The organism is Leucobacter luti (assembly GCF_019464495.1).
In the GTDB taxonomy this organism is placed as follows: Bacteria; Actinomycetota; Actinomycetes; order Actinomycetales; family Microbacteriaceae; genus Leucobacter; species Leucobacter luti_A.
The window spans coordinates 626,921-653,465 of sequence record NZ_CP080492.1; the positions used below are offsets into that span (position 1 = coordinate 626,921).

16 protein-coding genes and 3 rRNA genes are annotated in these 26,545 nt (G+C 62.2%); 3 read left to right on the top strand and 16 right to left on the bottom strand.

Annotated features, from left to right (window positions below; translation table 11 throughout):
- Positions 1–6: 6 nt before the first annotated feature.
- Positions 7–1,842 (top strand): HSP90 family protein, encoded by a 1,836-nt coding sequence (locus K1X41_RS02880; RefSeq protein WP_220175273.1) that lies wholly within the window; start codon positions 7–9, stop codon positions 1,840–1,842.
- Entirely contained in the window at positions 1,839–3,890 is a 2,052-nt protein-coding gene (locus tag K1X41_RS02885; RefSeq protein WP_220175274.1) for a hypothetical protein, read from the top strand. The genes K1X41_RS02880 and K1X41_RS02885 overlap by 4 nt, the downstream gene beginning before the upstream one ends.
- A gap of 118 nt (positions 3,891–4,008) precedes the next feature.
- On the opposite strand, the gene mnhG is transcribed toward K1X41_RS02885, so the two are convergent.
- The 11 genes from mnhG to K1X41_RS02940 all read right to left on the bottom strand — a co-directional run bounded on the left by mnhG (position 4,009) and on the right by K1X41_RS02940 (position 18,727).
- Complete coding sequence (gene mnhG, locus K1X41_RS02890) at positions 4,009–4,383, bottom strand: monovalent cation/H(+) antiporter subunit G (RefSeq protein WP_132203811.1); 375 nt, start codon at positions 4,381–4,383, stop codon at positions 4,009–4,011.
- Positions 4,376–4,690 (bottom strand): MrpF/PhaF family protein, encoded by a 315-nt coding sequence (locus K1X41_RS02895; protein ID WP_207907396.1) that lies wholly within the window; start codon positions 4,688–4,690, stop codon positions 4,376–4,378. Before K1X41_RS02895 ends, mnhG begins: the two co-directional genes overlap by 8 nt.
- The gene (locus K1X41_RS02900; RefSeq protein ID WP_132203815.1) at positions 4,687–5,247 is read right to left on the bottom strand and encodes a Na+/H+ antiporter subunit E; all 561 of its coding nucleotides are present in this window, start codon (positions 5,245–5,247) and stop codon (positions 4,687–4,689) included. Before K1X41_RS02900 ends, K1X41_RS02895 begins: the two co-directional genes overlap by 4 nt.
- Positions 5,240–6,910 carry a Na+/H+ antiporter subunit D gene (locus K1X41_RS02905; protein ID WP_132203817.1) on the bottom strand — a complete coding sequence of 557 codons (1,671 nt, stop codon included), beginning with the start codon at positions 6,908–6,910 and terminating at the stop codon, positions 5,240–5,242. The genes K1X41_RS02900 and K1X41_RS02905 overlap by 8 nt, the downstream gene beginning before the upstream one ends.
- Complete coding sequence (locus K1X41_RS02910; RefSeq protein ID WP_396426508.1) at positions 6,907–7,449, bottom strand: Na(+)/H(+) antiporter subunit C; 543 nt, start codon at positions 7,447–7,449, stop codon at positions 6,907–6,909. Before K1X41_RS02910 ends, K1X41_RS02905 begins: the two co-directional genes overlap by 4 nt.
- A 2-nt stretch (positions 7,450–7,451) precedes the next feature.
- Entirely contained in the window at positions 7,452–10,343 is a 2,892-nt protein-coding gene (locus K1X41_RS02915; protein WP_220175275.1) for a Na+/H+ antiporter subunit A, read from the bottom strand.
- A gap of 150 nt (positions 10,344–10,493) precedes the next feature.
- Complete coding sequence (locus K1X41_RS02920; protein ID WP_220175276.1) at positions 10,494–12,107, bottom strand: MFS transporter; 1,614 nt, start codon at positions 12,105–12,107, stop codon at positions 10,494–10,496.
- Positions 12,108–12,110: 3 nt separating this feature from the next.
- A complete protein-coding gene (gene glsA, locus K1X41_RS02925) occupies positions 12,111–13,175 on the bottom strand; it encodes a glutaminase A (protein ID WP_220175277.1) in 1,065 nt (354 codons plus the stop codon).
- 219 nt (positions 13,176–13,394) lie between these two features.
- Positions 13,395–13,511 (bottom strand): 5S ribosomal RNA (gene rrf / locus K1X41_RS02930).
- A gap of 145 nt (positions 13,512–13,656) precedes the next feature.
- Positions 13,657–16,763 (bottom strand): 23S ribosomal RNA (locus K1X41_RS02935).
- Positions 16,764–17,204: 441 nt separating this feature from the next.
- Positions 17,205–18,727, bottom strand: a 16S ribosomal RNA gene (locus K1X41_RS02940).
- The 16S, 23S and 5S rRNA genes sit together here, the layout of an rRNA operon.
- A 698-nt stretch (positions 18,728–19,425) precedes the next feature.
- On the opposite strand from K1X41_RS02940, the gene tgt reads away from it, so the two are divergent.
- Entirely contained in the window at positions 19,426–20,772 is a 1,347-nt protein-coding gene (tgt, locus tag K1X41_RS02945; RefSeq protein WP_220175278.1) for a tRNA guanosine(34) transglycosylase Tgt, read from the top strand.
- A 68-nt stretch (positions 20,773–20,840) separates the two neighbouring features.
- Here the strand turns inward: tgt and K1X41_RS02950 are convergent, their stop codons facing one another.
- From K1X41_RS02950 to K1X41_RS02970, 5 genes are read right to left on the bottom strand one after another with little or no spacing between them, the layout of a single operon-like run.
- Positions 20,841–21,569 (bottom strand): queuosine precursor transporter, encoded by a 729-nt coding sequence (locus K1X41_RS02950; protein ID WP_133617853.1) that lies wholly within the window; start codon positions 21,567–21,569, stop codon positions 20,841–20,843.
- Between the two features lie 13 nt (positions 21,570–21,582).
- The gene (locus tag K1X41_RS02955; protein WP_133617854.1) at positions 21,583–22,575 is read right to left on the bottom strand and encodes an NAD(P)/FAD-dependent oxidoreductase; all 993 of its coding nucleotides are present in this window, start codon (positions 22,573–22,575) and stop codon (positions 21,583–21,585) included.
- 18 nt (positions 22,576–22,593) lie between these two features.
- A complete protein-coding gene (gltX, locus tag K1X41_RS02960) occupies positions 22,594–24,132 on the bottom strand; it encodes a glutamate--tRNA ligase (RefSeq protein WP_220175279.1) in 1,539 nt (512 codons plus the stop codon).
- 10 nt (positions 24,133–24,142) lie between these two features.
- Positions 24,143–25,516, bottom strand: a complete 1,374-nt coding sequence (locus K1X41_RS02965) for an MFS transporter (RefSeq protein WP_243736145.1) — start codon at positions 25,514–25,516, stop codon at positions 24,143–24,145.
- Entirely contained in the window at positions 25,513–26,463 is a 951-nt protein-coding gene (locus tag K1X41_RS02970; RefSeq protein ID WP_132205170.1) for a LysR family transcriptional regulator, read from the bottom strand. The genes K1X41_RS02965 and K1X41_RS02970 overlap by 4 nt, the downstream gene beginning before the upstream one ends.
- Positions 26,464–26,545: the final 82 nt, after the last annotated feature.

The following is a 26,545-nucleotide window of genomic DNA, read 5'->3' on the forward strand; positions in this document are numbered from 1 at the left end:
GCGCCCGTGGCTGAACGGTTTCAGGTCGACCTCTCCGGAATGGTCGACCTGCTCTCGCGGCATCTCTATTCCGGCCCGCAGGTCTATCTGCGCGAGCTGATCCAGAATGCGGTGGACGCGGTGACCGCTCGACAGAACGTGGATCCTGGGGCGCCAGCGACGATTCGGCTGAGTCCCGGGGTAAACGCTGCCGGCGATCCGACACTCGAGATCACCGACTCCGGCATCGGACTCACGACCGCCGAGGCGCGCGAGCTGCTTGCGACAATTGGTCGTTCCTCGAAACGCGATGCGACGTTCGGCTTGGGCCGGAACGAGTTTATCGGGCAGTTCGGGATCGGCATGCTCGCCGCCTTTATGGTGGCAGACCGGATCGAAGTCACCTCTCGCTCGCTCACCCCTGGGGCTCAGGCAATCAGGTGGGAAGGGCACGCAGACGGCACGTTCGACGTCCACGAGCTCACGACGTCTGACACCGTTCCCCTCGGGACCACTGTTCGACTGACTGCGCGGCGCGACACTGGCCACTGGCTTTCTGAAGACACCGTTCTCGGCCTCGCCCGCGAATATGGCTCACTGCTGCCCTTCGATATCGCCGTGAGCGTCTCTGTTTCGGACTCGCTGGACCCCGTCTGGCACCGCGTCTCCGAGCCGGAGCTGCCATGGCGCGTGGCGCACGCCTCTGATCGGGACCGCAGCCGCGCGCTCGCCGCGTATTGCGAGCGAACGTTCGGATTCACGCCGCTCGGGCACATCGACCTGGAGCTGCCCGTAGCGGGGGTGAGCGGTGTGGCGTTCATTCTGCCTCAGTCTGTTTCGCCTGGCTCAGGGCAGCACCGGGTGTACACGAAACGGATGCTGCTGGGCGCACGCGTTGATCGGGTACTCCCCGATTGGGCCTTCTTCGTTCGCGCCGTGCTCGACACCGACGCACTCACTCCGACCGCGTCTCGCGAGCAGTTGCACGATGACGAGGTCCTGTTTGGCGTGCGTGAGGCGATAGGCGTGCAACTCCAACAGTGGGCCTTGCGTGAGCTGCGCAGCGATTCTCGGCTCGCCCGCTTGGTGATCGGCACGCACCACCTCGCGCTCCGCGGGCTCGCGCTCACCGATCAGAGCATGCTCGATCTCGTCACCGAGGTGCTGCCCTTCGAAACCACGGATGGTCCGCTCACGCTTGCACAGCTGGGCGCAGCTGGCGAAGTGGTGTACACGACGACCACTGAGGCGTATCGCCGTGTCGCAGCTGTCGCACGGGCGCAAGGGATCGTGGTGCTCAACGCGGGGTATGTGTACGATGCTGATCTGCTCGCGCGGCTCGGCCAGCGCCCCGGCTGGAGCGTCCGCGAACTCGCGAGCGCGGATCTCGTGCAAGCGCTTGGCCTCCCCGGCGTCGACCGAGAGTGGGAGCTCGCGGATGCCGTCGCGCGTGCCCGGGAGCTGCTCACTCCCGACGACTGCGATGTTATCGTCCGCAGCTTCTCACCAGAGACTGTGCCTGCCATTCTCCTCAGAGACCCCGAAGGCGAGCACCGTCGAGACCGAGATCGAGAGCGCAGTGCATCCCCTGAACTCTGGGGCGGCCTCCTCGACTCATTCGCTGAGAACACGACCTCGCGCACCCGCACGCTCGTGCTGAACGATACCTCCGCGGTGGCCAGGCGGTTGCTCGCCGCACCGCCCGGTGCGGTGTTCGCTTCAGGGCTCCGTGCGCTGTATCTCTCGGCCGTGATGCTCGCCGGCGATGGCCTTCGTTCTTCCGAATCCGCAGCCCTGGCGGATGCGCTGGGGCAGCTCCTCGAATCCGCACTTGCCCACCCCACTCAGGAGGATCCAGCGTGACCCGCAGCGTCGAATACGAACTCAGGGCCAACCGCGATATGCCCTATGGTGCGGCACGCATCGCCGCGAGCGAAGCGACCACACGGCGGATCGAGCGCGAGGGCCCACGTGAGCGGCTGGCCGAGGCGCTCCTTGACCTCGTTGAGGCATACTCGTTCGCGGATCAGGGCGACAAATCCTTCGTGACGTTTGCGCGTGCACTGCGGCTCTGGGACGACAACCCCGAGCTGTTTGACGCCGGAGACCAGCGCAACCTGTTTTGGGAGTTCAAGTGGGTCGCGGGCGATCTCTCGGAGTACCCACAGATCACGTCGACGCAGGCCGAGGCGTTTCTCGCAGACATGGAGCGGCGCTTTGAGATTGCAGGGCACGGCCTCTCCTCGGTGCGCATGAGCTGGTTCAGGTGGGCCTGGCATGCCGGACGCGCTGACGCAGAGGCCGCACGCGTGGCGTGGGTCACCGGGCTGCGCGACGAATACGAAGATTGCCGTGCGTGCACCATCGGCCAGCAGGTCGACTTCTTTGTTGATACCGAGCGCTATGCTGAAGCCGTTGCCCTAGGCCGGACCCAGGACAGCAGTTGCAACATCGAGCCAACGCGCACAAACTACGCCCTGGCGCTCGCAGCTCTCATGACCGGCGACACCGAGCTCGCTCTGGCCGCGCACAAGCGTGCACTCGCCGGGGACGACGGCGAGACCACAGATTCACCAGCGGGGCGCGGCCAGGCCTTCGCGATGCTCGGGCGCGGCGGGCGTATCGACCAGGCGTTGCGGATCCTTCGCAGCGACTACCCTGGCGCGCTCCGCACCGGCCCCAGCCCGGCCCTGCACCTGAGATTCCTCTTAGGTGTGCTTGCCGGGCTCGCAGCGAACCTCGATCAGGGTGAGCTCGAGACCGGGTTTGCCGAGCCGGAGTGGCGCACCATCGCAGATCTCTACCAGTGGGTCGGCACCGCGGCAGCGCGGCTCGCTGGACCCCTCGACGCGCGAAACGGCTCAGACATGCATGGGAGCCAGCTCGCGCGCGCCATGGACGCTACACGCGTGGTCCAGCAGCTCCCGGCGCCACCGAAGCTTGCACCGACAGGCCTCGCTGGGATCACCACGTCCGACCCGGAACCCCGCTCAGATCCGGCACCCCGCGCCTCCGAAGCCGGCACCATGGCCGTGGTCCCAGTTGGCTCCGATCCCGTAGACACCGAATCCGCAGGCGCCGAACCAGCAGGCACCGAACCCGCCGACTTCGAACCCGCAGGCACCGAACCCACAGGCGCTGAACCCACAGGCGCTGAACTCCTAGCGCTCGCGGAGCACCTCGCAGCGCGCCGTGCAGGCGCTGCCGCTGTGCGCAGCTACCTCGCCGCCGCCGAACAGCTCGAGCGTGAGGGATGGCTCGAACAGTCTGGGCTGGCTTACGCGGAAGCGGCCCAGGCCACGGCTCTCGATCATGAGGACGCCGAAGCGCACGCCCTGTTCTCCGCAGCAGTGCAGCGCCTGCGTGCCGGACACGCTGATCCGGACGTCGTGGTCGCCGTGCTCACCGCGTGGGCCCCGATCGCGGCGCGAATGTCGGATCCTGCCGAGCACCTCGGACTCACCCGGGACGAACTCGCGAGCTACGACGAGTTCACCGCCGAGGGCCTGAGCGAAGAGCTTGCAGCGCGGCGCCACAGCGAATGGTTGCTGCGCCGTGCCCACCTTCGTGACACGCTTGCACGCGCAATCGCGAGCGCCGCAGCAGCGCAACTCCCCGACGGCTTCGACACCGCACGCGCGGTTGCGGAAGCGCTGGAAGCCGGCACCGAGTACGCACAGCTCGGGCACATTGCGGACGCCGCTCACGCGTTCTGGCTCGCCGGTCGCATCCAACGCGACACTAGCGCAACAGTCGAGGCCATTTGGGCACTGGAGTCCGCATTCGAGGGCTTTACCGTGGCACGAGTGTCTGAGGAACGCGTCGCAGTAGCCAGCGAGCTGATTGTGCTCCTGCGAGCGGCCGGACTCCCTGAGCAGGCAGACGCGATCGTCGAACAGCTCGCGCAATAGTTCGTGCGCGAGCACCTGCGCCAGTCCGTGCGCGAGCACGAACGAGCTTACCTGCGCAGCCCCTGCGAGCGCGCGTGCGTTCGCACGGACGTGATGGCCGCAGGAGCCGCGGGCTCTGCTATCCGTAGAGTGTGTCGCTGCGCTCGATTGCCGGCCCGAGTTCGTCGACAACGAGCGAGTCGGAGTCGAGCTGCCCCGTACGGTAGGCGGCACGACCCACCATATGGGCGGCGACGGGTGCGGTGAGCGACTGCAGCACGAACACGGGAATCAGCGCGAGCAGCGTGGCGAAGGACCGTTGGTCGAGCGCGATCGCCGCGATCACCAGCAATAGGCCGAAAATCTGTGGCTTCGTGGCGGCGTGCAACCGGCTCAGAGCGTCCGGGAACCGCAGGAGTCCGATGCCCGCCGCGACGGAGAGCACGGCCGACAGAAACACGCACACGACCGCTGCGAGATCCATGAGCTGTTCCCAGATCGTCAGATCAGACATGTGGCACCTCCGTCGTCGGCGCATCAAGCACGGGTTGTTCAGCGCGCCGCTTCACGAATCGTGCCACAACAATCGTCGCGAACGTTGCGGTGGCGGCGATAACCGTCATCAGCGGGATCGACTCGGTGTGCCCACGAACCACCATGTCGGTGCCGACAGCCAGCATCAGCGTGGTCAGAAGCACATCGGAGGCGACCATGCGATCGAGGATGGTCGGTCCGCGGACGATCCGGACGATCGCAGCAAGCGCGGTGATCGTGAGTCCCACGCCTGATGCAATCAGCAGAAGCGTCATCGCAGTGCTCATGTGAGTGCCCCGATCTCCTGCTTTGATCCCAGCGCCAGGATCAGCAGGCGTTCAATGTGACGTACATCGTGCCGCATCTGCGTGATCGAGCGTTGCGTGGGAGTATTCAGCACGTGCAGATACAGGGTCGATTCAAACCGGTCAACCTCAGCGACGAGTGACCCAGGAATGAGCGAAATCGTGAGTCCCACCACGGTGAGAATAAAGTCATTGCGCGTGCGCAGCCGCACAGCGATGATCGAAGTGGGTGGCGTCGGGCCGGGCCGCACTGCGAGCCACGCAACCTGCCACGATGCGACCGCGAGGTGCCAGAAAAAATAGAGGAGATAGCGCAGCGCATACCAGGGGTTGAAGCGGCCAGCGAGCTCGACGGGCGGCAAGTAGAAGACACGCATCACGACGATCGCGATCACCACACCGCTCACGAGCGAGAGCAGCGACACTTCATGCCACAGCATCATCCAGAGCGCAACAAGTCCGAGCAGGAGCGGCAACTCATGCAGCCGCACGCCCCACTCGAGCCTCCGACCGGCAGGGGGTGTACTGGTCTCACTCATCCTGCGCCTCCTCCCCCGGTCGGGTGACTCCGCTGCCGCCACCGAGCTGGCCAGGTGAATCCCCGAGCACCAATTCGACCATCCGGCCCGGCTCCGCCATGTTTTCGCCCGCGCGATCAGCGTAGGCGTACAGCGGTCCTGCGAACACCGTCAGTGCGACACTCACAACGACCATACCCGCGGTCGCCGCGATCATGAGCCGCGGAATCTCCTTCTGCTCCTGCTGTGGCACTGCGTCAGGCGCGTCGTGCAGTTGCTCGAACAACGCCTCTTCCCGCTCACGCAGCATCATGGCCTCGGTGCTCGGGCTCTTTCCTTTGCCGGTGTCCGCGGCCGCGTCGGCCCGCTTGCGCGGCCGCCAGAACGCGAACACCCAAGCCCGAGCCAATGCGTACAGAGTGAGCAACGAGACGAGCGCGCCGATCCCCATCAGCCAGTATGCGGCAGGTGTCGCGAGCTCGGCCGCCACCGTGAACAGCCCGAGTTTGCCGATGAATCCAGAGAACGGAGGAATACCACCGAGGTTGAGCATCGGGATGAAGAACAGCACGGCGATCACGGGCGCTGTGCGGAGCATGCCGCCCAGGCCAGAGAGCGAAGTAGTCCCGCCGTGGCGCTCAATCAGCCCGACCGCAAGGAACAGTGTGGTCTGCACAATAATGTGGTGCGCGATATAGAAAATCGTGGCGCCGAACCCCGCAGCATTCGCCATACCGATGCCAAAGATCATGTACCCGATGTGGCTGATCAGTGTGAATGAGAGCAGCCGCTTGATGTCGAGCTGCGAGACCGCCCCGAGAATTCCGACAATGAGGGTCAGTCCCGCAACGATCAGCAATAACAGGTCAACGCTCGAGTTGGGGAACAGCAGGGTCTGCGTGCGGATGATTGCGTAGACGCCGACTTTCGTGAGCAACCCAGCGAACACCGCGGTCACGGGAGCGGGCGCCGTCGGATAGGAATCAGGAAGCCAGAACGACAGCGGGAACACCGCAGCCTTAATGCCAAACGCGATGAGCAGCATCAGGTTCAGGAGCAACTGCACTTCGCTGGGCAACTCGGCGATCCGGAGCGTGAGCTGGGCCATATTTACCGTGCCGGTGGCACCGTAGATGAGCCCGATCGCCGCAAGGAAGAGCACCGAAGAGACGAGCGACACGATGACGTATGTGACTCCGGCGCGAATCCGCTGCGCAGTCCCACCCAGCGTAATCAGCACATAGCTCGCCACCAGCAGGATTTCGAAGCCGACGTAGAGGTTGAACAGATCCCCGGCGATGAACGCGTTGAAGACGCCTGCACCGAGCACGAGATACGTCGGGTAGTAGATCGAGACGGGAGTGTCCTCGTCTCCGTCAGCGAGGCCCTGCCCAATGGAGAACAGGAAGACGCCGAGCAGCACAATCGACGAGATCGTGAGCATGAGAGCCGAGACCCGGTCTACCACGAGCGCGATGCCGAACGGGGCCGCCCAGCCGCCCACCTCCATGACCATGGCACCTTGCGAGTCCGCGAGCCACATGAGCGTGCCGCTGAGCACGAGCACCGAACTCAGCGCAACAAGGGTGATGCCCTGCTGGAGGCGACGGTGGCCGGGGACCGCAAGGGCGAGGGCTGCGCCCGCGAGCGGGATCAGCACGACGAGTGGAATGAGCACGGTCATGAACGCACCTCCCCCTCGGAATCTGGCCCGGCGCTGCCGGTCTCACGCAGCGGACGAACGTCCACAATCGGGAACCCCACCTCGCGAGGCTGGGATCCCGGATCATCATCGGGGATATCGTCGTCATCCGTGTAGTCAGGGGTGCCTGCCAGGCCTTCTTCCGTGACTTCATCGGAGCTGAGCTCATCAGCGTCAACGGGTTCGAGGTCCGTGTCATCATCACGCACTGTGTCATCGCGATCCTGAGCCAGTCGCCAGGATCGGTAGATCAGCGCAAGCAAGAAAGCGCTCACTCCGAAGGTGATCACGATCGCGGTCAGGATGAATGCCTGCGGCAACGGGTCGCTCATGTCTTCGACATCACTCGATCCGTACAGCGGGGCGTTGCCGAAGGACCCGGACATCAGGAAAATCAACAGGTTTGTCGCATTGCCGACCAGCAGGAATCCGAGCAGGAGCCTGGTGAGCGTGCGATCAAGCATGAGGTAGACGCCGCAGGCGTACATGACGACCATGACCGCGACCAGCACGAGGGGCATTGTCACGAGCGGCTCACCTCCTCTTCTTCAAATGCTGTTGCTTCCGCTTCCTCGTGTTCATCGATCTCGGCCCCGAGGCTTCTGAGAACGTCGAGGATCAGGCCAAACACCACGAGGTAGACGCCAATGTCGAACAGGGTCGAGGTAACGAGGGGCAGCGTACCGAACGGGCCGAGGTCAACATCGACCCAGGCCGACGCAAGCGCCGATTGCCCGAACAGCATCGGGATGATCGCCATCGAAACCGCGAGTGCCAGGCCGGCACCCAAAATACGGCCTGCGTCAAGGGGAACGGTCGCGCCGAGCTCGTGCCGGCCGCCCGCGAGATAGCGGGCGACGAGCGCGAGTCCTGCCACGAGCCCACCTGCGAAGCCGCCGCCCGGGGTATTGTGCCCCGTGAGCAGCAGGTAGATGGAGAGGATGATCAGTGCGTGGAACATGAGACGCACCACCACCTCGAGGATGATTGAACGGCGCGCCGGGTTCAGCTGTCGGCCTGCGAGCAGCCAGGAGACGCGGCTGGCCGGATGGCTCGGGTCGGCAACATGCTGCAAGTGCGTGCGAGCTTGTGAGCGAGCGTCTCTGCGGCTGAGCTTCGGGCGGAGATCGGCACGCGTGTTCAGGAACACGAGGGACGCGACTCCTGTTGCGGCCGCGAGGATCACCGAGAGTTCACCCATGGTGTCCCACCCGCGAATGTCGACAAGCATCACGTTGACGGTATTGGTGCCGTGCCCGCCGGCGTACGCCATCTCGGGCAACTGCAGCGAGATGGGATCTGCAATCCGAGAACCCAGCGCAATCACGGCGACCGCGCCCAGCACGAGGCCGACCGAGATGCCGATCAGCGCACGCCCCCAGCGCACCCGCGTGGTGGGGGGTGAGCCGATCCGCTGTGGCAGTCGTCTGATCACGAGCACGAAGGCAATGAGCGTGACCGTCTCGACCAGTGCTTGGGTGAGCGCGAGATCCGGTGCACCGTGCATCGCAAAGATCGCCGCCATGCCGTAGCCCGTGATTCCCACGAGCACGACCGACTGGAATCGAGTGCGCGCGCGGAGCGAGAAAATCGCAGCGACAATCATGATGACCGCGATCGGGATCTGGACCGGCGAGCTCACCAGTTCAAACTCTGTCGGCCACTCCGCAGTCGTGAGCATGGTACCCCCGACCGCGAGCACCATCACGATCAGGATCACCGAGAGGTAGTAGGGCAGCGAGCCACGCTGTGTGAGGGTGGTCAGCTTCACCGCGAGGCTATCAACCTTGTGTGTCACCACCCAATAAGCGTGCGATGCCGAGAACCGCTCCGGGATTACGGCGATCCGGAACGAAGGCCGTGACACCAACGCGCCGAGCGCTAGCCCGACGAGCAGGACAACCACCGATGCACCGAGCGCCGGCGTGAACCCGTGCCACAGCGCGAGATGCTCAGGGGTCTCCGAACCGACAATGGTGCGCTGCAGCAGTGAGTCAAAGGCGGGCGCAAGGAACCCGCCGAGCACGGTGAGAAGTACAAACGCCGCAGGCGCGATCAGCGAGATGGGGCCGGGGCGGTGAGCGATGCCGCAGTCAGCGACACCTGGCTTCCGCGCAAACGCGCCCCAGAGGAACCGAACCATATATGCCACGGTGAGCATGCTGCCGATCAACGCAACCCAGAACGCAAGCAGGGCAAGCGGCTCTGACGCCCCGATCTCGAGCAACTCCGTGAACGCAGATTCCTTGGCAACAAAGCCGACGAGCGGTGGCACGCCCGCCATCGAAGCGGCAGCGACCACCGTGATCGCGGTGAGCCACGGCAGCTGACGCCCCAGGCCACTCAGCCGACGCAGATCACGCGTGCCAGTGGCGTGATCGATCACACCAACGGCGAGGAACAGCGGTGCCTTGGCAAGGGCGTGGGCGAACAGGAGCGCGAGCCCCGCAAACGAGGCACGGGGATCGCCAACCCCGAACACCATCACAAGCAGACCGAGCTGGCTGACGGTGCCGTGTGCCACGATCAGCTTGATGTCGTATTGCTTGAGAGCCCGGATTCCACCGTTGAGCATCGTGATCGCACCCAGGATCACCAGGGTCTCCTGGTACCCGGCCACGTCTTCGAAGCCGGGCGTGATCCTGGCAATGAGGTAGATCCCGGCTTTGACCATCGCGGCAGCATGGAGATACGCGCTGACAGGTGTGGGCGCAGCCATGGCTCCTGGCAGCCAGAAGTGGAACGGGAAGATCGCCGATTTTGAGAGTGCACCAGCCAGCACCAGGAACACGGCCGTCGTGGTGACCGGGCCGCTCAGCGGCGTTGCGACGATCTCCGAAAGCAGTGAGCTCCCAGCGGCGTGCGCAAGAAGCACGAACCCGACGAGCATTGCGAGTCCACCGAGCGTGGTCACAATAAGCGCTTGCAACGCCGCCGCGTTCGATGTGCGAAGCCTGGTGACATGGCCGATGAGGAGGAAGGAGAAGACTGTGGTCCCCTCCCAGAAGATGAAGAGCAGGTAGACGTCATCCGCAAGGACGAGGCCCAGCATAGATGTAGCGAACCCCATGAACACTGCCGCAAAGCGCGGAAGGCCTGCTTCTCCCTCGTCAAAGTATCGCGCGCAGTACAGCAGCACCAGGGCTCCGGCGCCCGTGACGAGCAACGCAAAGAGCGTCGAGAGTGTGTCGAGCCTGAACGTAAAGGTCAGATCGAGCTGGGGCACCCACGGGAACGCTTCAACAAGCGTCTCGCCCGCGAAGACGGGTTGTGCGATCACGAGAAGTGCGACAAACGCAGCGCCCAGCACTGCGGCAAGCACGAAGAACGCGTTGCGGCTGTAGCGACGAACGAGTGGATGAGCAACGACGGCAACGAGTGCGAGAATGACCAGCACGCTCGTCAGTGCTCCCATTGGCGGCCCGCTTCCAGCTCGATCGGTCGTCGTGTCGTCTTCTCCGACATATTCTATTAGACACCGAACTGCGAGACTGCCAGATGACCCCGGTTTGCCCCGGAATCAGCGGAGCGCGAAACTTCCGTGCCGCGCTCCGCCAGGTGACGCCTACTCGGGAATCTCCTCCGGCCGGTACTTCGGCAAGCGGGAAGCCGGGAGTGCCGCGACCGCGCTGATCCCCGCGAGGAATAAGAAGCCCAGCTTCAGCGTTCGCAGCCGCTGCTCTTCATTCAGGGCGACAGCTGCGTCAACCTGCTCAGGCGTTGCCGTGGTCTCGGCAAGCGCCTCACGGAGATCATCATTGCTGATGAAATTCACATTTCCGAGATCAACTTGGGCAGCGAGCGCGGGTGGGAGGTCCGGCTGCTCCTCCACCGCCTGAGCCACTCCGACACTCAATGTGGTGACGAGCATGGCTCCCATCACGGCTGTGCCGACCGCCGATGCCAGGTTCTGCGTAGTGCCGCGAAGTGAGCCGACATCCCCTGCGAGTTCTTTCGGCGCAGACGTCACGAGCACGTTGAACACGAGGGTCACGAGCGCGCCCTGCCCGATGCCGAAAACGATAAGGCCCAGGATGGTGGGGAAGGTCTCCCAGTTGTTTGTCACCACGAACGCCAGCCAGAGAAGCGCCGCCGTGGTGAGCCCGAACGCGAAAAGCGCGATCGTGCGAGGCGGGTAGCGCTTGTAGAAGCGCACGATGAGCGTCGCCGTGAGAAACACGGTGAGGTTGAATGGCATCATCGCGAGTGACGTGTCAAATGGTGTGCGACCCTGCACGACCTGAATATAGGTGGGCACGGTGAAGTTCACCGCGGCTTCCATTGCGACAATCACGAACATCGCATAGACGGCCGCGCGCTCCGTGGGGTGCCGCAGCACATCGAGGTCAACGAGCGGCACACGGCCTTGCGCTTTCCGCTGCCGCGTGCGCAGAAAGAATAGTTGGCCCAGGATGATGCCCACCACGACGAAGACAGGGGCAGGCGACAGGCCCGCAACCGAGAACGGTGCGCTGTCAGACGCGAACAGCAGCCCCCAGCCGTTGAGGTTGTTGAAGCCGAGTGTCAAGAGAACGATCGCGGCACCGATCAGCCCGGACGCGAGCAGGTCAATCCGCACTCTGGGGTCGCCTGTGTCTGAGCGGAGGCCAAAGCTCAAGATGAACACCGCGGCCGCGATCCCCAGCGTAATCATAAAGATCGGACGCCAGCCGACGAGCGTGCCGAGCGTACCGCCGATGAGGAATGCGCTCATCCCTGAGAACGCGCGTGCGGAGCCCAGCGATCCCACAGCCGTCGCCTGCTGCTCACCACGGTAGTTCTCTGCGATGAGGGCGACCAGCGCAGGAACGATGATCGCCGCCGCCACCCCTGCGAGCACTTGCCCCGCAATCGCCCAGCCGACCGTCGGCGACAGAATCATCATGAGCGAGGACGCCGCAAACACGATGATCACCACACGGAAGATCGCAACCCACCCCAGGCGCTGCCCGAGCTTGGCGCCCGTCATGACGAATGCGGCAACAGCGACGCCGTACATCACGATCGTGGTGCTCGCGACTGTCGGAGGGACCCCGAAGTCCTCAACCATGCCGCCCAGCGAGATCGGCAGCGCCGCAACGTTAAACGACATGAGGACCTGCGCGAGAAAGAGGCCCACCATGGGGCCCCAGGAGCGGCGCTCGGCAACGGAAATTGGGGGCGCGGTGACGTGAGACATGGTCTATGCCGCCTTCCGAGACGGAGTGGGATCGGCCTGATGGCGCAACGCACGGTCCGAGACGACTTTCCCAGCCGAATTCGGAGCCGAAGCGAAGAGATTGAGACCGAGCGCGCGCGACAAATACGCGCAACTGCGCTGGCCGCGGATGCTCGTGCCTGCGGTGTCTAACGGAGGCGAAAACGCGCCGAGTGCGCCCTTGCCAGGCACGATCGCGACAATGCCACCAGAAACTCCCGACTTCGCCGGCAGCCCGATCTCGAAGAGCCACTCGCCTGAGCGCTCATACATGCCACAACTGGCGAGCACTGTAAGCGTGTCACGCGCAGCTTCCGCTGACACCACACGAAGACCGGTGACGGGGTTCACTCCCCCACTGGCGAGTGTGGCGCCCATCACTGCGAGATCACTCGCGGTCACCGAGACCGCACACTGTCGGGTGTACACATCAACGATCTCAAGCGGATCGCCTTCGAGCCGGTCGTAGCTTTCGAGCAGGCGAGCAATGGCCCGGTTTCGCTGATTCGTTGCGGACTCTGAGCGATACACCTCTTCGTCGACATCCAGTTGTCGCCCCGCGAATCGAGAGAGCCCGGTGAGTACACTCTCCCAAATCTCTGCCGCGGTTTGGCCGGGGAGCAGCGCTGTCGTGGCGATTGCACCAGCGTTGACCATCGGGTTCATCGGGCTGCCGTCGTTCAGCTCAATCGCCACGACCGAGTTGAACGGCAGGCCGGTGTTGTTCACTCCGATGCGATCGTGGACGTCCCGGTGCCCCCTGGCGTCACACGCGAGCGCGAAGACGAACGCTTTGGAGATGGACTGAATGGAGAATTCGATCTCGCTGTCTCCGAGACTGTGCATGCTGCCGTTGAGCTCAGTCAGTGAGAGCCCGAACCAGGCCGGGTTGGCGGTGCTGAGAATCGGGATATAGTCGGCCACAACGCCCTCATCGTGGTCCCGATAGCGCTCGTGCGCAGCGGCAAGCAGCGCATCGATTCTCGCATCGCCAGGCAAGCCTCCTGTTGAGGTTTCCTGGGCGACATCTTGTACATGAGCTTCGAACATGCCTCCCCCATCCGGTGAACCGGGCAGAGTGAGGGGATCACCACTCCGCCAGTGGCCGTTCAGTAGGACAAGAATGGCGTGTTTCGAGCGAAGAATCTAGTCCATCGCACACTGATTTTTGCTGGTGTGGCACGGGGGTTGGGTCCCTAAAATGCGAAAAGCCCCAGAAGAACACCCACCATCACTGGTGCGTGTTCTTCTGAGGCCTTTCTAAAAGGTGTCCGGCGGTGTCCTACTCTCCCACACCCTCCCGAGTGCAGTACCATCGGCGCAGTCAGTCTTAGCTTCCGGGTTCGGAATGTGACCGGGCGTTTCCCTGACGCTATAGCCGCCGTAACTCTATCAACTTGTCAACCACACCACCCCCACGAACGGTTCAACCGCCCATCAGGGAAAGTGTGTGGCCGCCCGTTGGGAACCACAAAGTGGACGCGAATACATCGTTACTGAAGAACTCATGCCCCCACACAATAGTGGGGATGAAATCAAGTCGTCGGCTTATTAGTACCAGTCAGCTCCACACCTTACAGTGCTTCCACATCTGGCCTATCAACCCAGTCATCTACTGGGAGCCTCACACACTCAAAGGTGTAAGGAGATCTCATCTCGAGGCCGGCTTCCCGCTTAGATGCTTTCAGCGGTTATCCATCCCGAACGTAGCCAACCAGCCATGCCCTTGGCAGAACAACTGGCACACCAGAGGTCCGTCCAACCCGGTCCTCTCGTACTAGGGTCAGATCCTCTCAAATCTCCAACGCGCGCAGAGGATAGGGACCGAACTGTCTCACGACGTTCTAAACCCAGCTCGCGTACCGCTTTAATGGGCGAACAGCCCAACCCTTGGGACCAACTCCAGCCCCAGGATGCGACGAGCCGACATCGAGGTGCCAAACCATGCCGTCGATATGGACTCTTGGGCAAGATCAGCCTGTTATCCCCGAGGTACCTTTTATCCGTTGAGCGACAGCGCTTCCACAAGCCACTGCCGGATCACTAGTCCCGACTTTCGTCCCTGCTCGACCTGTCAGTCTCACAGTCAAGCTCCCTTGTGCACTTACACTCGCCACCTGATTGCCAACCAGGTTGAGGGAACCTTTGGGCGCCTCCGTTACTTTTTAGGAGGCAACCGCCCCAGTTAAACTACCCACCAGGCACTGTCCTAAAACCCGATCAGGGTTCGTAGTTAGATATCCAATATGACCAGAGTGGTATTTCAACAACGACTCCACGAACACTAGCGTGCCCGCTTCACAGTCTCCCACCTATCCTACACAAGCCACACCGAACACCAATACCAAGCTGTAGTAAAGGTCACGGGGTCTTTCCGTCCTTCTGCGCGTAACGAGCATCTTTACTCGTACTGCAATTTCGCCGAGTTCACGGTGGAGACAGCTGGGAAGTCGTTACGCCATTCGTGCAGGTCGGAACTTACCCGACAAGGAATTTCGCTACCTTAGGATGGTTATAGTTACCACCGCCGTTTACTGGGGCTTAAATTCAAAGCTTCGACCCAAAGGTCTAACCTCTCCTCTTAACCTTCCAGCACCGGGCAGGCGTCAGTCCGTATACGTCCACTTGCGTGTTAGCACGGACCTGTGTTTTTAGTAAACAGTCGCTTCCCACTGGTCTCTGCGGCCACCACACCCTTTCCGGAGTAAATCCGTATAAGTGGATGGCCCCCCTTCTCCCGAAGTTACGGGGGCATTTTGCCGAGTTCCTTCACCATGATTATCTCGATCTCCTGAGTATTCTCTACCTGACCACCTGAGTCGGTTTGGGGTACGGGCAACAGCAAACCTCACGTCGATGCTTTTCTTGGCAGCATAGGATCACCTGCTTCCCCATACGGGTCCGCGTCGTGTCTCAGCCTTCACGAGGAACGGATTTGCCTATCCCTCAGCCTACGCACTTACACCGGGACAACCATCGCCCGGCACAGGCTACCTTCCTGCGTCACACCTCACGCTCACCACCCCAGTTCGGGTTCGCAGCCGCCACAAACCATCACCCGAAGGATCCAGTCAGCTTTGGATTGCTTAGCACTACTAGTTAGGTCTTTGACGGTTTACCGCCGGTACGGGAATATCAACCCGTTGTCCATCGACTACGCCTGTCGGCCTCGCCTTAGGTCCCGACTTACCCAGGGAAGATTAGCTTGACCCTGGAACCCTTGGTCTTCCGGAGGACGGGTTTCTCACCCGTCTTTCGCTACTCATGCCTGCATTCTCACTCGTGTGGCATCCACGGCTGGTTCACACCGCCGCTTCACTCGCCACACGACGCTCTCCTACCCATCCATACGGCTGGACCACGAAGGCCTACCTGTTATATGAATGCCACAACTTCGGTGGCGTGCTTGAGCCCCGTTACATTGTCGGCGCGGAATCACTTGACCAGTGAGCTATTACGCACTCTTTCAAGGGTGGCTGCTTCTAAGCCAACCTCCTGGTTGTCACAGCAACTCCACATCCTTTTCCACTTAGCACGCGCTTTGGGACCTTAGTTGGTGATCTGGGTTGTTTCCCTCTCGACTATGAAGCTTATCCCCCACAGTCTCACTGCTGCGCTCTCACTTACCGGCATTCGGAGTTTAGCTGACGTCAGTAACCTTGTAGGGCCCATCGGCCATCCAGTAGCTCTACCTCCGGCAAGAAACACGCAACGCTGCACCTAAATGCATTTCGGAGAGAACCAGCTATCACGAAGTTTGATTGGCCTTTCACCCCTATCCACAGCTCATCCCCTCAGTTTTCAACCTAAGTGGGTTCGGTCCTCCACGCGCTCTTACACGCGCTTCAACCTGGCCATGGATAGATCACTTCGCTTCGGGTCTAGGACATGCGACTGAATCGCCCTATTCAGACTCGCTTTCGCTACGGCTTCCCCACACGGGTTAACCTCGCCACATATCGCTAACTCGCAGGCTCATTCTTCAAAAGGCACGCCGTCACACCTACAAGGGTGCTCCGACGGATTGTAAGCAAACGGTTTCAGGTACTATTTCACTCCCCTCCCGGGGTACTTTTCACCTTTCCCTCACGGTACTAGTCCGCTATCGGTCATCTGGAAGTATTTAGGCTTATCAGGTGGTCCTGACTGATTCACACGGGATTTCTCGGGCCCCGTGCTACTTGGGATACACACCACGCGGTAAAACCATTTCGGATACGGGACTCTCACCCACTCCGGTCCGCCGTTCCAAGCGGTTCTCCTATAGCTTCACTCTCACGTTCGAGGCTCAGCAGCGCCTCACGGTATGTCCCGCAACCCCGACTATGCAACCCCTGCCAGGTATCACACATAATCGGTTTAGCCTCATCCGGGTTCGCTCGCCACTACTACCGGAATCACTGTTGTTTTCTCTTCCTGTGGGTACTGAGATGTTTCACTTCCCCACGTTCCCTCTACCCGCCCTATATATTCAGGCGGGAGTCACCAGGTACGCACGCGCCCTGGCGGGGTTTCCCCATTCGGAAATCCTCGAATCACAGCCCGTTTATCGGCTCCCCGAGGCTTATCGCAGATTACTACGTCCTTCTTCGGCTCCAGATGCCAAGGCATCCACCGTTTGCTCTTATAAACTTGAAATCACATAAGTATTCAGAAACACACACCACCACAACCAGTCCCGAAAGACCAATCACAGTCATGTGTGACCAATGAAATTATTAGTATCAATAACACCCCAAAAAAGGGATGTTATAAGATGCTCGCGTCCACTGTGTAGTTCTCAACGTACGGTCGATCTCCCAAACGAGAACAACACGTTCCCCGCCCAAGAGTCAGAAGGCAGTCCACCCAAACACCCAAAAGATGCTCAAGCCGGCTGGTCCTTCAGGACCCAATAGTATGCACTCTAGAAACCATCATCCACAACACCATTTCTTTCCAACCGTCACCGGCGTACTCAAAACACTGCCACAAACAACAATCCACGTTGTCAAATGTTCCACCCATGAGCAGACTGCATCACACATTCGGTGATGAACAATCCATTCTGCACACCCAAAGGGTGTGAGTGCTCCTTAGAAAGGAGGTGATCCAGCCGCACCTTCCGGTACGGCTACCTTGTTACGACTTAGTCCTAATCACCAGTCCCACCTTCGACGGCTCCCTCCACAAGGGTTAGGCCACCGGCTTCGGGTGTTACCGACTTTCATGACTTGACGGGCGGTGTGTACAAGGCCCGGGAACGTATTCACCGCAGCGTTGCTGATCTGCGATTACTAGCGACTCCGACTTCATGGGGTCGAGTTGCAGACCCCAATCCGAACTGAGACCGACTTTTTGGGATTCGCTCCACCTCGCGGTATCGCAGCCCATTGTATCGGCCATTGTAGCATGCGTGAAGCCCAAGACATAAGGGGCATGATGATTTGACGTCATCCCCACCTTCCTCCGTGTTGACCACGGCAGTATCCCATGAGTTCCCACCATAACGTGCTGGCAACATAGGACGAGGGTTGCGCTCGTTGCCGGACTTAACCGAACATCTCACGACACGAGCTGACGACAACCATGCACCACCTGTTTACGAGTGTCCAAAGAGTTGACGATCTCTCGCCCGTTCTCGTATATGTCAAGCCTTGGTAAGGTTCTTCGCGTTGCATCGAATTAATCCGCATGCTCCGCCGCTTGTGCGGGCCCCCGTCAATTCCTTTGAGTTTTAGCCTTGCGGCCGTACTCCCCAGGCGGGGAACTTAATGCGTTAGCTACGACACAGAACCCGTGGAACAGGCCCTACATCTAGTTCCCAACGTTTACGGCATGGACTACCAGGGTATCTAATCCTGTTCGCTCCCCATGCTTTCGCTCCTCAGCGTCAGTTACGGCCCAGAGATCTGCCTTCGCCATCGGTGTTCCTCCTGATATCTGCGCATTCCACCGCTACACCAGGAATTCCAATCTCCCCTACCGCACTCTAGCTTGCCCGTACCCACTGCAGGCCCGAGGTTGAGCCTCGGGTTTTCACAGCAGACGCGACAAGCCGCCTACGAGCTCTTTACGCCCAATAATTCCGGACAACGCTTGCACCCTACGTATTACCGCGGCTGCTGGCACGTAGTTAGCCGGTGCTTTTTCTGCAGGTACCGTCACTTTCGCTTCTTCCCTACTAAAAGAGGTTTACAACCCGAAGGCCGTCATCCCTCACGCGGCGTTGCTGCATCAGGCTTGCGCCCATTGTGCAATATTCCCCACTGCTGCCTCCCGTAGGAGTCTGGGCCGTGTCTCAGTCCCAGTGTGGCCGGTCACCCTCTCAGGCCGGCTACCCGTCGTCGCCTTGGTGAGCCACTACCTCACCAACAAGCTGATAGGCCGCGAGCCCATCCTTCACCGATAAATCTTTCCACCCACACACCATGCGGTGATGGGTCATATCCAGTATTAGACACCGTTTCCAGTGCGTATCCCAGAGTGAAGGGCAGGTTGCTCACGTGTTACTCACCCGTTCGCCACTCTTCCACCTAGCAAGCTAGGCTTCATCGTTCGACTTGCATGTGTTAAGCACGCCGCCAGCGTTCGTCCTGAGCCAGGATCAAACTCTCCGTAAAAAATTACATGCCCACAAGCAGCGGAATAAGCCACCCATGAACGAGTTCAACCTGACAAAACGAACATCATTACTGACGTTCATATAATTTGTCCAAAAGGAATCGCCATCAACCAAGAAAACTTGGCGACGGGATAAAATTGGCACTTGACAATAAAGTGCACACTATTGAGTTCTCAAAGACCAGACACCACCCGTTGACCTCTTCCGAGGGCTTCGAGCAGCAACTGTCTTGTGCCGCTTTTCCTTACACTCCGGATTACCCCAAGTGATGTCGGATTGGGAACGATGTTCACCATGCGGCCTGACAGGAATATCACTCTACACGCTCGAATAAGAACTTTCAAATTCCGATTCAGGCGATCTGGAGCAGATTCGCTGTCCGCGTCGGTGTCGGGGGCTTTCGCTTCCCGCACTGTCGCGCTGACAAGGGATTACATTACGCAGGTTTCGCAGGTGCCGCAAACCACCGTCGAATCTCGGGCGCGCCTCCGCATGTTTCCGGGGTTTTTGTCTGCGCCGCTGACTGTCCCCGTGTGGCCCGGCTCCCCGAGAAACGGTGGAAACTGGCCTGTTTCCACCCGCAACTCGCGTTTCTCGGGCGCGTCGCGTGGAGTTCGAGCCCCAGCTGGGGAAGCCCAGGCGCCCAGCGGAGATGTGCCACGGGACCGCAGTTCCCAGCGCGCTCCCCGACCGCGCATGCCGCAGTGCTTAGATAGACGGGTGAACGAGCGCATCCCTTTGACTCCCCCGCCCAGCCCGACAGACTTTGGCTTCACCGTCGATCACCAGCTCGCGAGTGGAGTGCCAGGAAGTGACGGTGCACCGCTCGGTCGTGCCGGCACGATTCGCACCCCGCACGGGGAGATCCAGACGCCCGCCTTCATCCCTGTGGGCACGAAGGCCACCGTGAAGGCGCTGCTCCCCGAAACCGTGGGACAGCTCGGAGGCCAGGCGGTGCTCGCGAACGCGTACCACCTGTTCTTGCAGCCCGGCTCCGATCTGGTCGACGAGGCCGGCGGACTCGGCCGCTTCATGAACTGGAGCGGCCCCACCTTTACCGACTCTGGTGGATTCCAGGTGATGTCCTTGGGCGTGGGGTTCAAAAAGGTCATTTCCATGACCGAGACGGCGCACTCAGATGCCGAGGTCATCGCGAAGAACAAGGAGCGCCTCGCCCACGTCGATGAAGAAGGGGTGACATTCAAGTCCTTCATTAACGGCGACAAACACCGGTTCACCCCTGAGGTCTCGATGGAGATTCAGCACCAGCTCGGGGCCGACATCATCTTTGCCTTCGATGAGTGCACGACGCTGCTGAATACTCGCGCGTACCAGGAGGATTCTGTCGCACGCACCGCGCGGTGGGCAGTGCGGTGCCTTGACGAGCACGCCAGGCAGACGAGCGACCGCTCGCACCGCCCGTACCAGGCGCTGTTCGGAGTGGTGCAGGGCGCGCAGTATGAGGATCTGCGCCGCTCGGCCGCCCGCGGGCTCGCCGACATGACCGGCGCTCAGGCAACGGATCAGCAGTTTGACGGGTTCGGCATCGGCGGTGCACTCGAGAAAAGCGAGCTCGGCACGATCGTGTCCTGGGTCTCAGATGAGCTTCCCGATTCCAAGCCCCGCCACCTGCTCGGGATCTCCGAACCAGACGATCTGTTCGCTGCGATCGCCGCCGGAGCAGACACATTCGACTGCGTTGCCCCGTCTCGTCAGGCCCGGGGTGGGAGCATGTACTCCGCCACAGGACGGATCAACGCGAAAGCCGCGCGGCAGCGGCGCCGCTTTGAAGCTCTTGATCCCGAGTGCGATTGCTACACCTGTGAGAACTACACGGCTGCATATCTGCATCACTTGTTTAAGGCGAAGGAGATGCTCGCTTCGACGCTCGCCACGATTCACAACGAGCGCTATATCGTGCGCTTGGTCGAGCGGATCCGGGCAAGCATCATCGATGGCACCTTCACTGAGCTCCGCGAGGAAGTACTCGGCCGGTTCTATAGCCCCGAGTTTGCACGCGCGGCCGCCGCGAAGCACGCGTAACCGCACACAACAGGAATGGCCGGGGCAAACTGTCCCGGCCATTCCTGTTGAGTGCGCTACCGCATGAGCTACGTCGACGAGTGATTCGCAGTTTCCAGCGCCCGCACCTTCGAGATCACCCGGGTGGTCACGGGAAGGAGCACCACCTCTGCGAGCACCTTGATCCCATATCCCAGGGCCGTGTACCCGATAAAGTCCCAGCCCTCCAGCACACCCCAGAACGCAATAGTGCAAAACACGATCGTGTCGACGATTTGCCCCACGACTGTGGACGCGATCAGTCTGGTTCGCAGGAAGCGCCCCGAAGTGCGTCGACGCAGCCACACCAGGAGCCAAGCGTTGATGAGCTGGCCCGCGAGGAACGCTCCGAGGCTCGCGGCCACAATCCGCGGCACGAAGCCGAGCACAGATTCAAAGGCGGCCTGATTCTCCCACCCGGGCGCTGCAGGCGACAGCTGCGTCACCCAGATCGTGAGTGATGTGAGCAGCGAAAGCGCGAACGCGGTAAAGATGGCTCGCCTGGCCGCGCGCAATCCGTACACCTCGGCGAGCACGTCACCGACGATGTATACGAGCGGAAAGAGGAACACCCCGCCGTCCACAATGAACGGCCCGAGCGCAACACTCCCCCACTGCACCGGCCCAAACGCGATGAGCTTCACCGCGACAATATTCGAGATCAGCAGCAGGCCAACGAACACGGCAACCACCACGGCGTAGCGTGCGCCGGCAGCAGCCGCCCGCCCACCTGGCGTGTCAACGTCAGTGCGCGGGTGCGACGAGTTCGCCTGAGTCATCTGAATCCCTGGCTCACTCATCGACGAGCCCGACGCCCAGCGCGCCACGGATCATGTCCATATTCAGCTTTGCCGCGACCCGAGCGCCGTTGCCTGCAGCAATGATGAGCTGCTGCGGGCCGGGAGGCACAATGTCACCCACGGCGTACACACCACGAACGGCCGTTTCTCCGCGGTCATCGGTCACCACGAGCCCCCAGTCGTCGCGCTCGACGGGCAGCTCCCCCATGAACTCGACCGGCGCGTGCCAGCGCGGGCGCACAAACCCACCGACTCGCTGGATGACCTCACCATCGGCAAGGCGCACTCCGGTCATATCGGCCTTATCTCCGACAATGTCGTCGATGGGCCGGCGTTCCACGCGAATACCGATCGCAGCAAGCTGTGATTCCTGGTCTGGCCGGATCGTGTCTGCGCCATTCGTGAAGACCACTAGATCCGAGCTGAAGCGACTAATGAGGAGCGCTCGAGAGAACACATCGGAAGTCTCCCCGATCAGCACGAGCGGCTTGTCGGTTTTCTCGAAGCCATCGCACTCAACACAGCTGTGGAGTGCGGTGCCGTAGTAGGCACGGATCATGGGCAGTTCGGGAAGCTGCTCGGTGAGTCCGGTCGCGATGAGCACGCGGCGCGCGATGAACTCGACATCGGCGGAACCACGGATCCCGTTCCCGACGATCCGGAAACCGATCCCGTCGGGAAAGCCAGCAGCTACGGCTTCATCGGGGCTCAGCGGCACGACTTCCTGCGCGACCGCCTGCGCAAATTGCGCAGTCGGATACGCCTCGAACTCCTCGCGACCGAGTCTGCGGAGTTCGAGTGGAGGCGCGCCATCACGGGTCAGGAAGCCGTGTGACTGCAGCGTCGCGGAGTGCCGCGGTCGATTGCTGTCCAGGATCGCGATCCGACGGTTCGCGCGAACGAGCTGCAGCCCCGCCGACAGACCCGCGGGGCCGCCACCGATAATCGCGACGCCGATTGGCGCCTCCCGCCCACTCTCAGACACGCCCACTCCTCTTCTTCGTTACTCGCCGTTCGTCGCCTGAGTGGCGAGGTGCGCTTCCAGCTTGCGGAGGCGCGCCAGCGACTCATCGCGGCCCAACAGTTCAAAAGACTCAAAGAGCGGAGGCGAGACACGGCGCCCGGAGGCGGCAACGCGCAGCGCACCAAACGCCACGCGTGGCTTCAGTGCAAGGCCGTCGATCAGCGCTGACTGCAGGGCGTTCTGAATGCGCTCAGTGGTCCACTCAGTTTCTGGGACCGCCTCGAGAGCCGCGATACCGGCTTCAAGCACCTGCGGCGCATCGCCCTTCAACGACTTCAGTGCATCGTCTTCGTACTGCAGATTCTCGGTGGACGTAAAGAGGAAACCAAGCATCGGCGTTACCTCGGACAGCACCGTCACGCGACTCTGCACGAGCGGCACCGCCCGGCGAATCGTCTCCAACTGCGCCGCGCTCGGCTCGATCGGAAGCGCACCGCCAGCAATCAGGTACGGCAGGATCCGGGACTCGAAATCTTCCTCGGTGAGCAAGCGGATGTGGTCCGCGTTGATCGAGTCGGCCTTCTTCTGGTCAAAGCGCGCCGGGTTCGGGTTCACATCGCGCACGTCGAACGCCGCGATCATCTCGGCGCTCGTGAACACGTCCCGGTCGGCCGACAGCGACCACCCGAGTAGCGAGAGGTAGTTCAGCAGTCCCTCGGGAATGAAACCGCGTTCGCGATGGTGCAGCAGGTTGGACTCGGGGTCCCGCTTCGAGAGCTTCTTGTTCCCCTCGCCCAGAACGTACGGCAAGTGGCCGAACTGTGGGATCGCCTCTTCGATGCCCAACTCAACGAGCGCGGCGTGCAGCGCGATCTGACGGGGTGTCGACGAGAGCAGATCCTCACCGCGCAATACGTGGTTGATTCCCATCAGGGCATCGTCCACCGGGTTCACGAGTGTGTACAGGGGTGCACCGTTCGGGCGGACCACGACGAAGTCAATTGTTGAGCCGGCAGGGAACGTGATGTCTCCGCGCACCAAGTCGGTGAATGAGAGGTCGACATCGGGCACCCGGAAACGGAGCGCAGGCTGCCGGCCCTCGGCGCGGAACGCAGCACGCTGCGCATCGCTGAGGTCGCGGTCGAAGTTGTCATAGCCGAGCTGCTTCGGGCGGCCAGCCGCCTCATTGCGCGCATCGATCTCTTCGGCGGTGGAGAAGCTCTCGTACAGGTGGCCAGCCGCGGTCAGCCGCGCAATGATTTCCTGATAGATCTCGCCGCGCTGTGACTGGCGGTACGGGCCGTGCGCTCCGCCAGCGTCGATCCCCTCGTCCCAGTCAAGACCCAGCCAGCGCAGCGAATCGAGGATCTGAGCGTAGCTCTCCTCGCTATCGCGCGCTGCGTCGGTGTCCTCAATCCGGAACACGAAGGTGCCGCCGGTGTGGCGCGCATACGCCCAGTTGAACAGCGCAGTGCGCACCATGCCGACATGGGGAGTCCCGGTCGGCGAGGGGCAGAAACGAACGCGAACATCGGAGCCGGTCGCGGTGGAAAACTTGGGGGCATCAGTGTGTGACATCGCAGCTATCCTATCCTCGCCGGAGCACAAACAGGCGAACCGCCACCACCGCGCCGGCCACGATGAGCACTCCGGCCACCATCGAAACGAGCGGGAAGCCCCCCGCGGCGAACAACGCTCCCGATGCAGCCCCAAAGAGGGCACCTGCCGCGTTCATGCTCGTGTCGGACTGTCCCTGTCTCCTCGGACGGTCACCACTCGGGGTGAGTTCGGTTACTAGCGCGGCGCCAGCGACCGTGACCATGCACCAGCCGATCCCGAGCAGGATGAGCGCGCCTTGGATCACCGGCACAGACTCACCGCCGAAGCCCGTGCCGAGGGCAGCGATCCCCAGCACTCCGAATCCGCCGAGGATGACCGGGGTTGCGCCCCACTTGCTCGTGAGCATGCCGAACACCGGCGACAGCGCGTACATTCCGGCAATGTGCAGGCTGATCGTGAGGCCGACAAGTGTGATGCTGCCGCCGTGGCCAGTGAGATGCAGCGGAGTCATCGCCATCAGACCGACCATCACCGCGTGCCCCAGGGCGACGAGGCTGATCGCGAGGAACTGCGGCAGCGCAGCAGCGCGGGCCTTCGACGTGGCGGTGGCAGCGCTCGCTGCGCGCTCGGCGGGGCTTTCTGCTGCGGCGACCGCGGCTTCCGCTTGCGCCGTCTCAGCAGCCGCAGAGGCCTCGGCGACCGAGAGGTTCGTCACGGAGAGCCTTTCGAGCCTGCGCGCCTCGAGCAGCGGATCTGGGCGCAGCCCGATCCAGACCACGAGACCCGCGGCGATCTGTGCGGCAATCGTGAAGAAAAAGATTCCAGCGAGGCCAGGAAGGCCGAGCGCCTCGCCGAGCACCTCGCCCGGCCCAATCAAGTTCGGGCCGGTGACGGCACCGATCGTGATCGACCACACCACGAGCGACAGGTCGCGCGCACGGCGCTCCGGGACGGCCAGATCTGCCGCCGCGAACCGCGACTGCAGTTGCACGGCGACCGCGATCCCCAGCACTGCGAGCCCGAAGAAGAGCAGCACCGACCAGTGCAGCGCCGAGGCAACGACGACGAGCACCGCCCCCACCACCGCTATTGCGTTTCCCGTGGCGAGCGCAACCCTGCGCCCGCGACTGGCCGCGAGCTTGGCAAGCGGCATCCCTGCCAGGGCAGCGCCGACCGCGTTCATAGTCGAGCCGAAGCCTGAGAGCGCTGGATTCCCGGTGATCTCGGCAATCAGGAGCGCGCCCGCCGAGAGCGAGGCGCCAACTCCGAGGCCGCCGAGAATCGTTGCAAGCGAAAGCACGATCACCATGCGACGCTGGAGCGGGTTGTGCACACTGGGTGCCCGGCTCAGCTGCTCGGCAGAAGCCGTGCGGTCCCGCTTCTGCGGTTCTGCCGTGCTCACGCCACGGGCTCCAGGCCCCAGCGCGCCCCGTCCACGGTCGCGAGGAGCCGCTTCGCGAGGCGAACCTGCGGGCTCTCGTTTGCCGTAGCCATCGAGACCAGACCGATCGTGCGAAAACGTGGCGGGTCGAGTTTCACCGCACGCGCGTCGTCAGGCAGCGTGCGCGCCGCTGCGAGAGCAAGCCCCGGAACCAGGGCGACGGCGCCACCCGCCGCTGCCATGGCGAGCATCGCCGGCACGTTGTCGGTCTCCTGGATGATGTCCGGCTCGAAACCGGCTTCGCCTGCAGCGGAGAGCAGGTGACCGCGACATTTCTCACAGCCCGCAATCCAGTGTTCTTCGGAGTACTCAGCGAGTCGTGCACTGTCGGTTCCGGCGAGCCGGTCCTCGGAGACCACCAGACGCACTTCCTCACGCCAGAGCGGGAGGAACGCGCTGCCGGCCGGCAGCTCTCCGGCACCCTCGTAGTCGAAAATGAGCGCACAGTCGACCTCGCCCTCTCGGAGCATCGCGGTCGCAGCCGGCGGTTCTGCTTCGCGGTACTGCAGCGCGACGTCGGGGGCCTCGGCCGCGAGCTCGCGCATGAGCGCTGGGACGAGCGTAGCTGAGGCCGAGGGGAACCCCACAAGCCGCAGCGTTCCAGCGCGTTCACCACGCAGATCGTCGATGGCGGCCAGCGCGGCGTCGATCTCGGTGACAACGGTGCGGCCGTGATCCGCAAGGATTCGCCCGGCCGGCGTCAACCGGATTCCGCGCCCGCTGCGCTCGATGAGCGGAACGGCGAGCCGCGTTTCGACGCGTTTGATGCGCTGGCTCACTGCGGGCTGGCTGAGTCCGAGGCTCGCCGCCGCCGCGGTGAGCGATCCGGTCGTCGCGAGGGCGTCCAAGATTCGAAGTTCGGTGGAATCGATGGAGCCGAGCGGATCGGCCGTACGTGTGCTCGTCATGCGACGATTGTACATCGAAACATAATCCACGGTGAGGCAAAACATAAGAATGATTCCCTTTCATTATGTGTCGCAGTCTCCT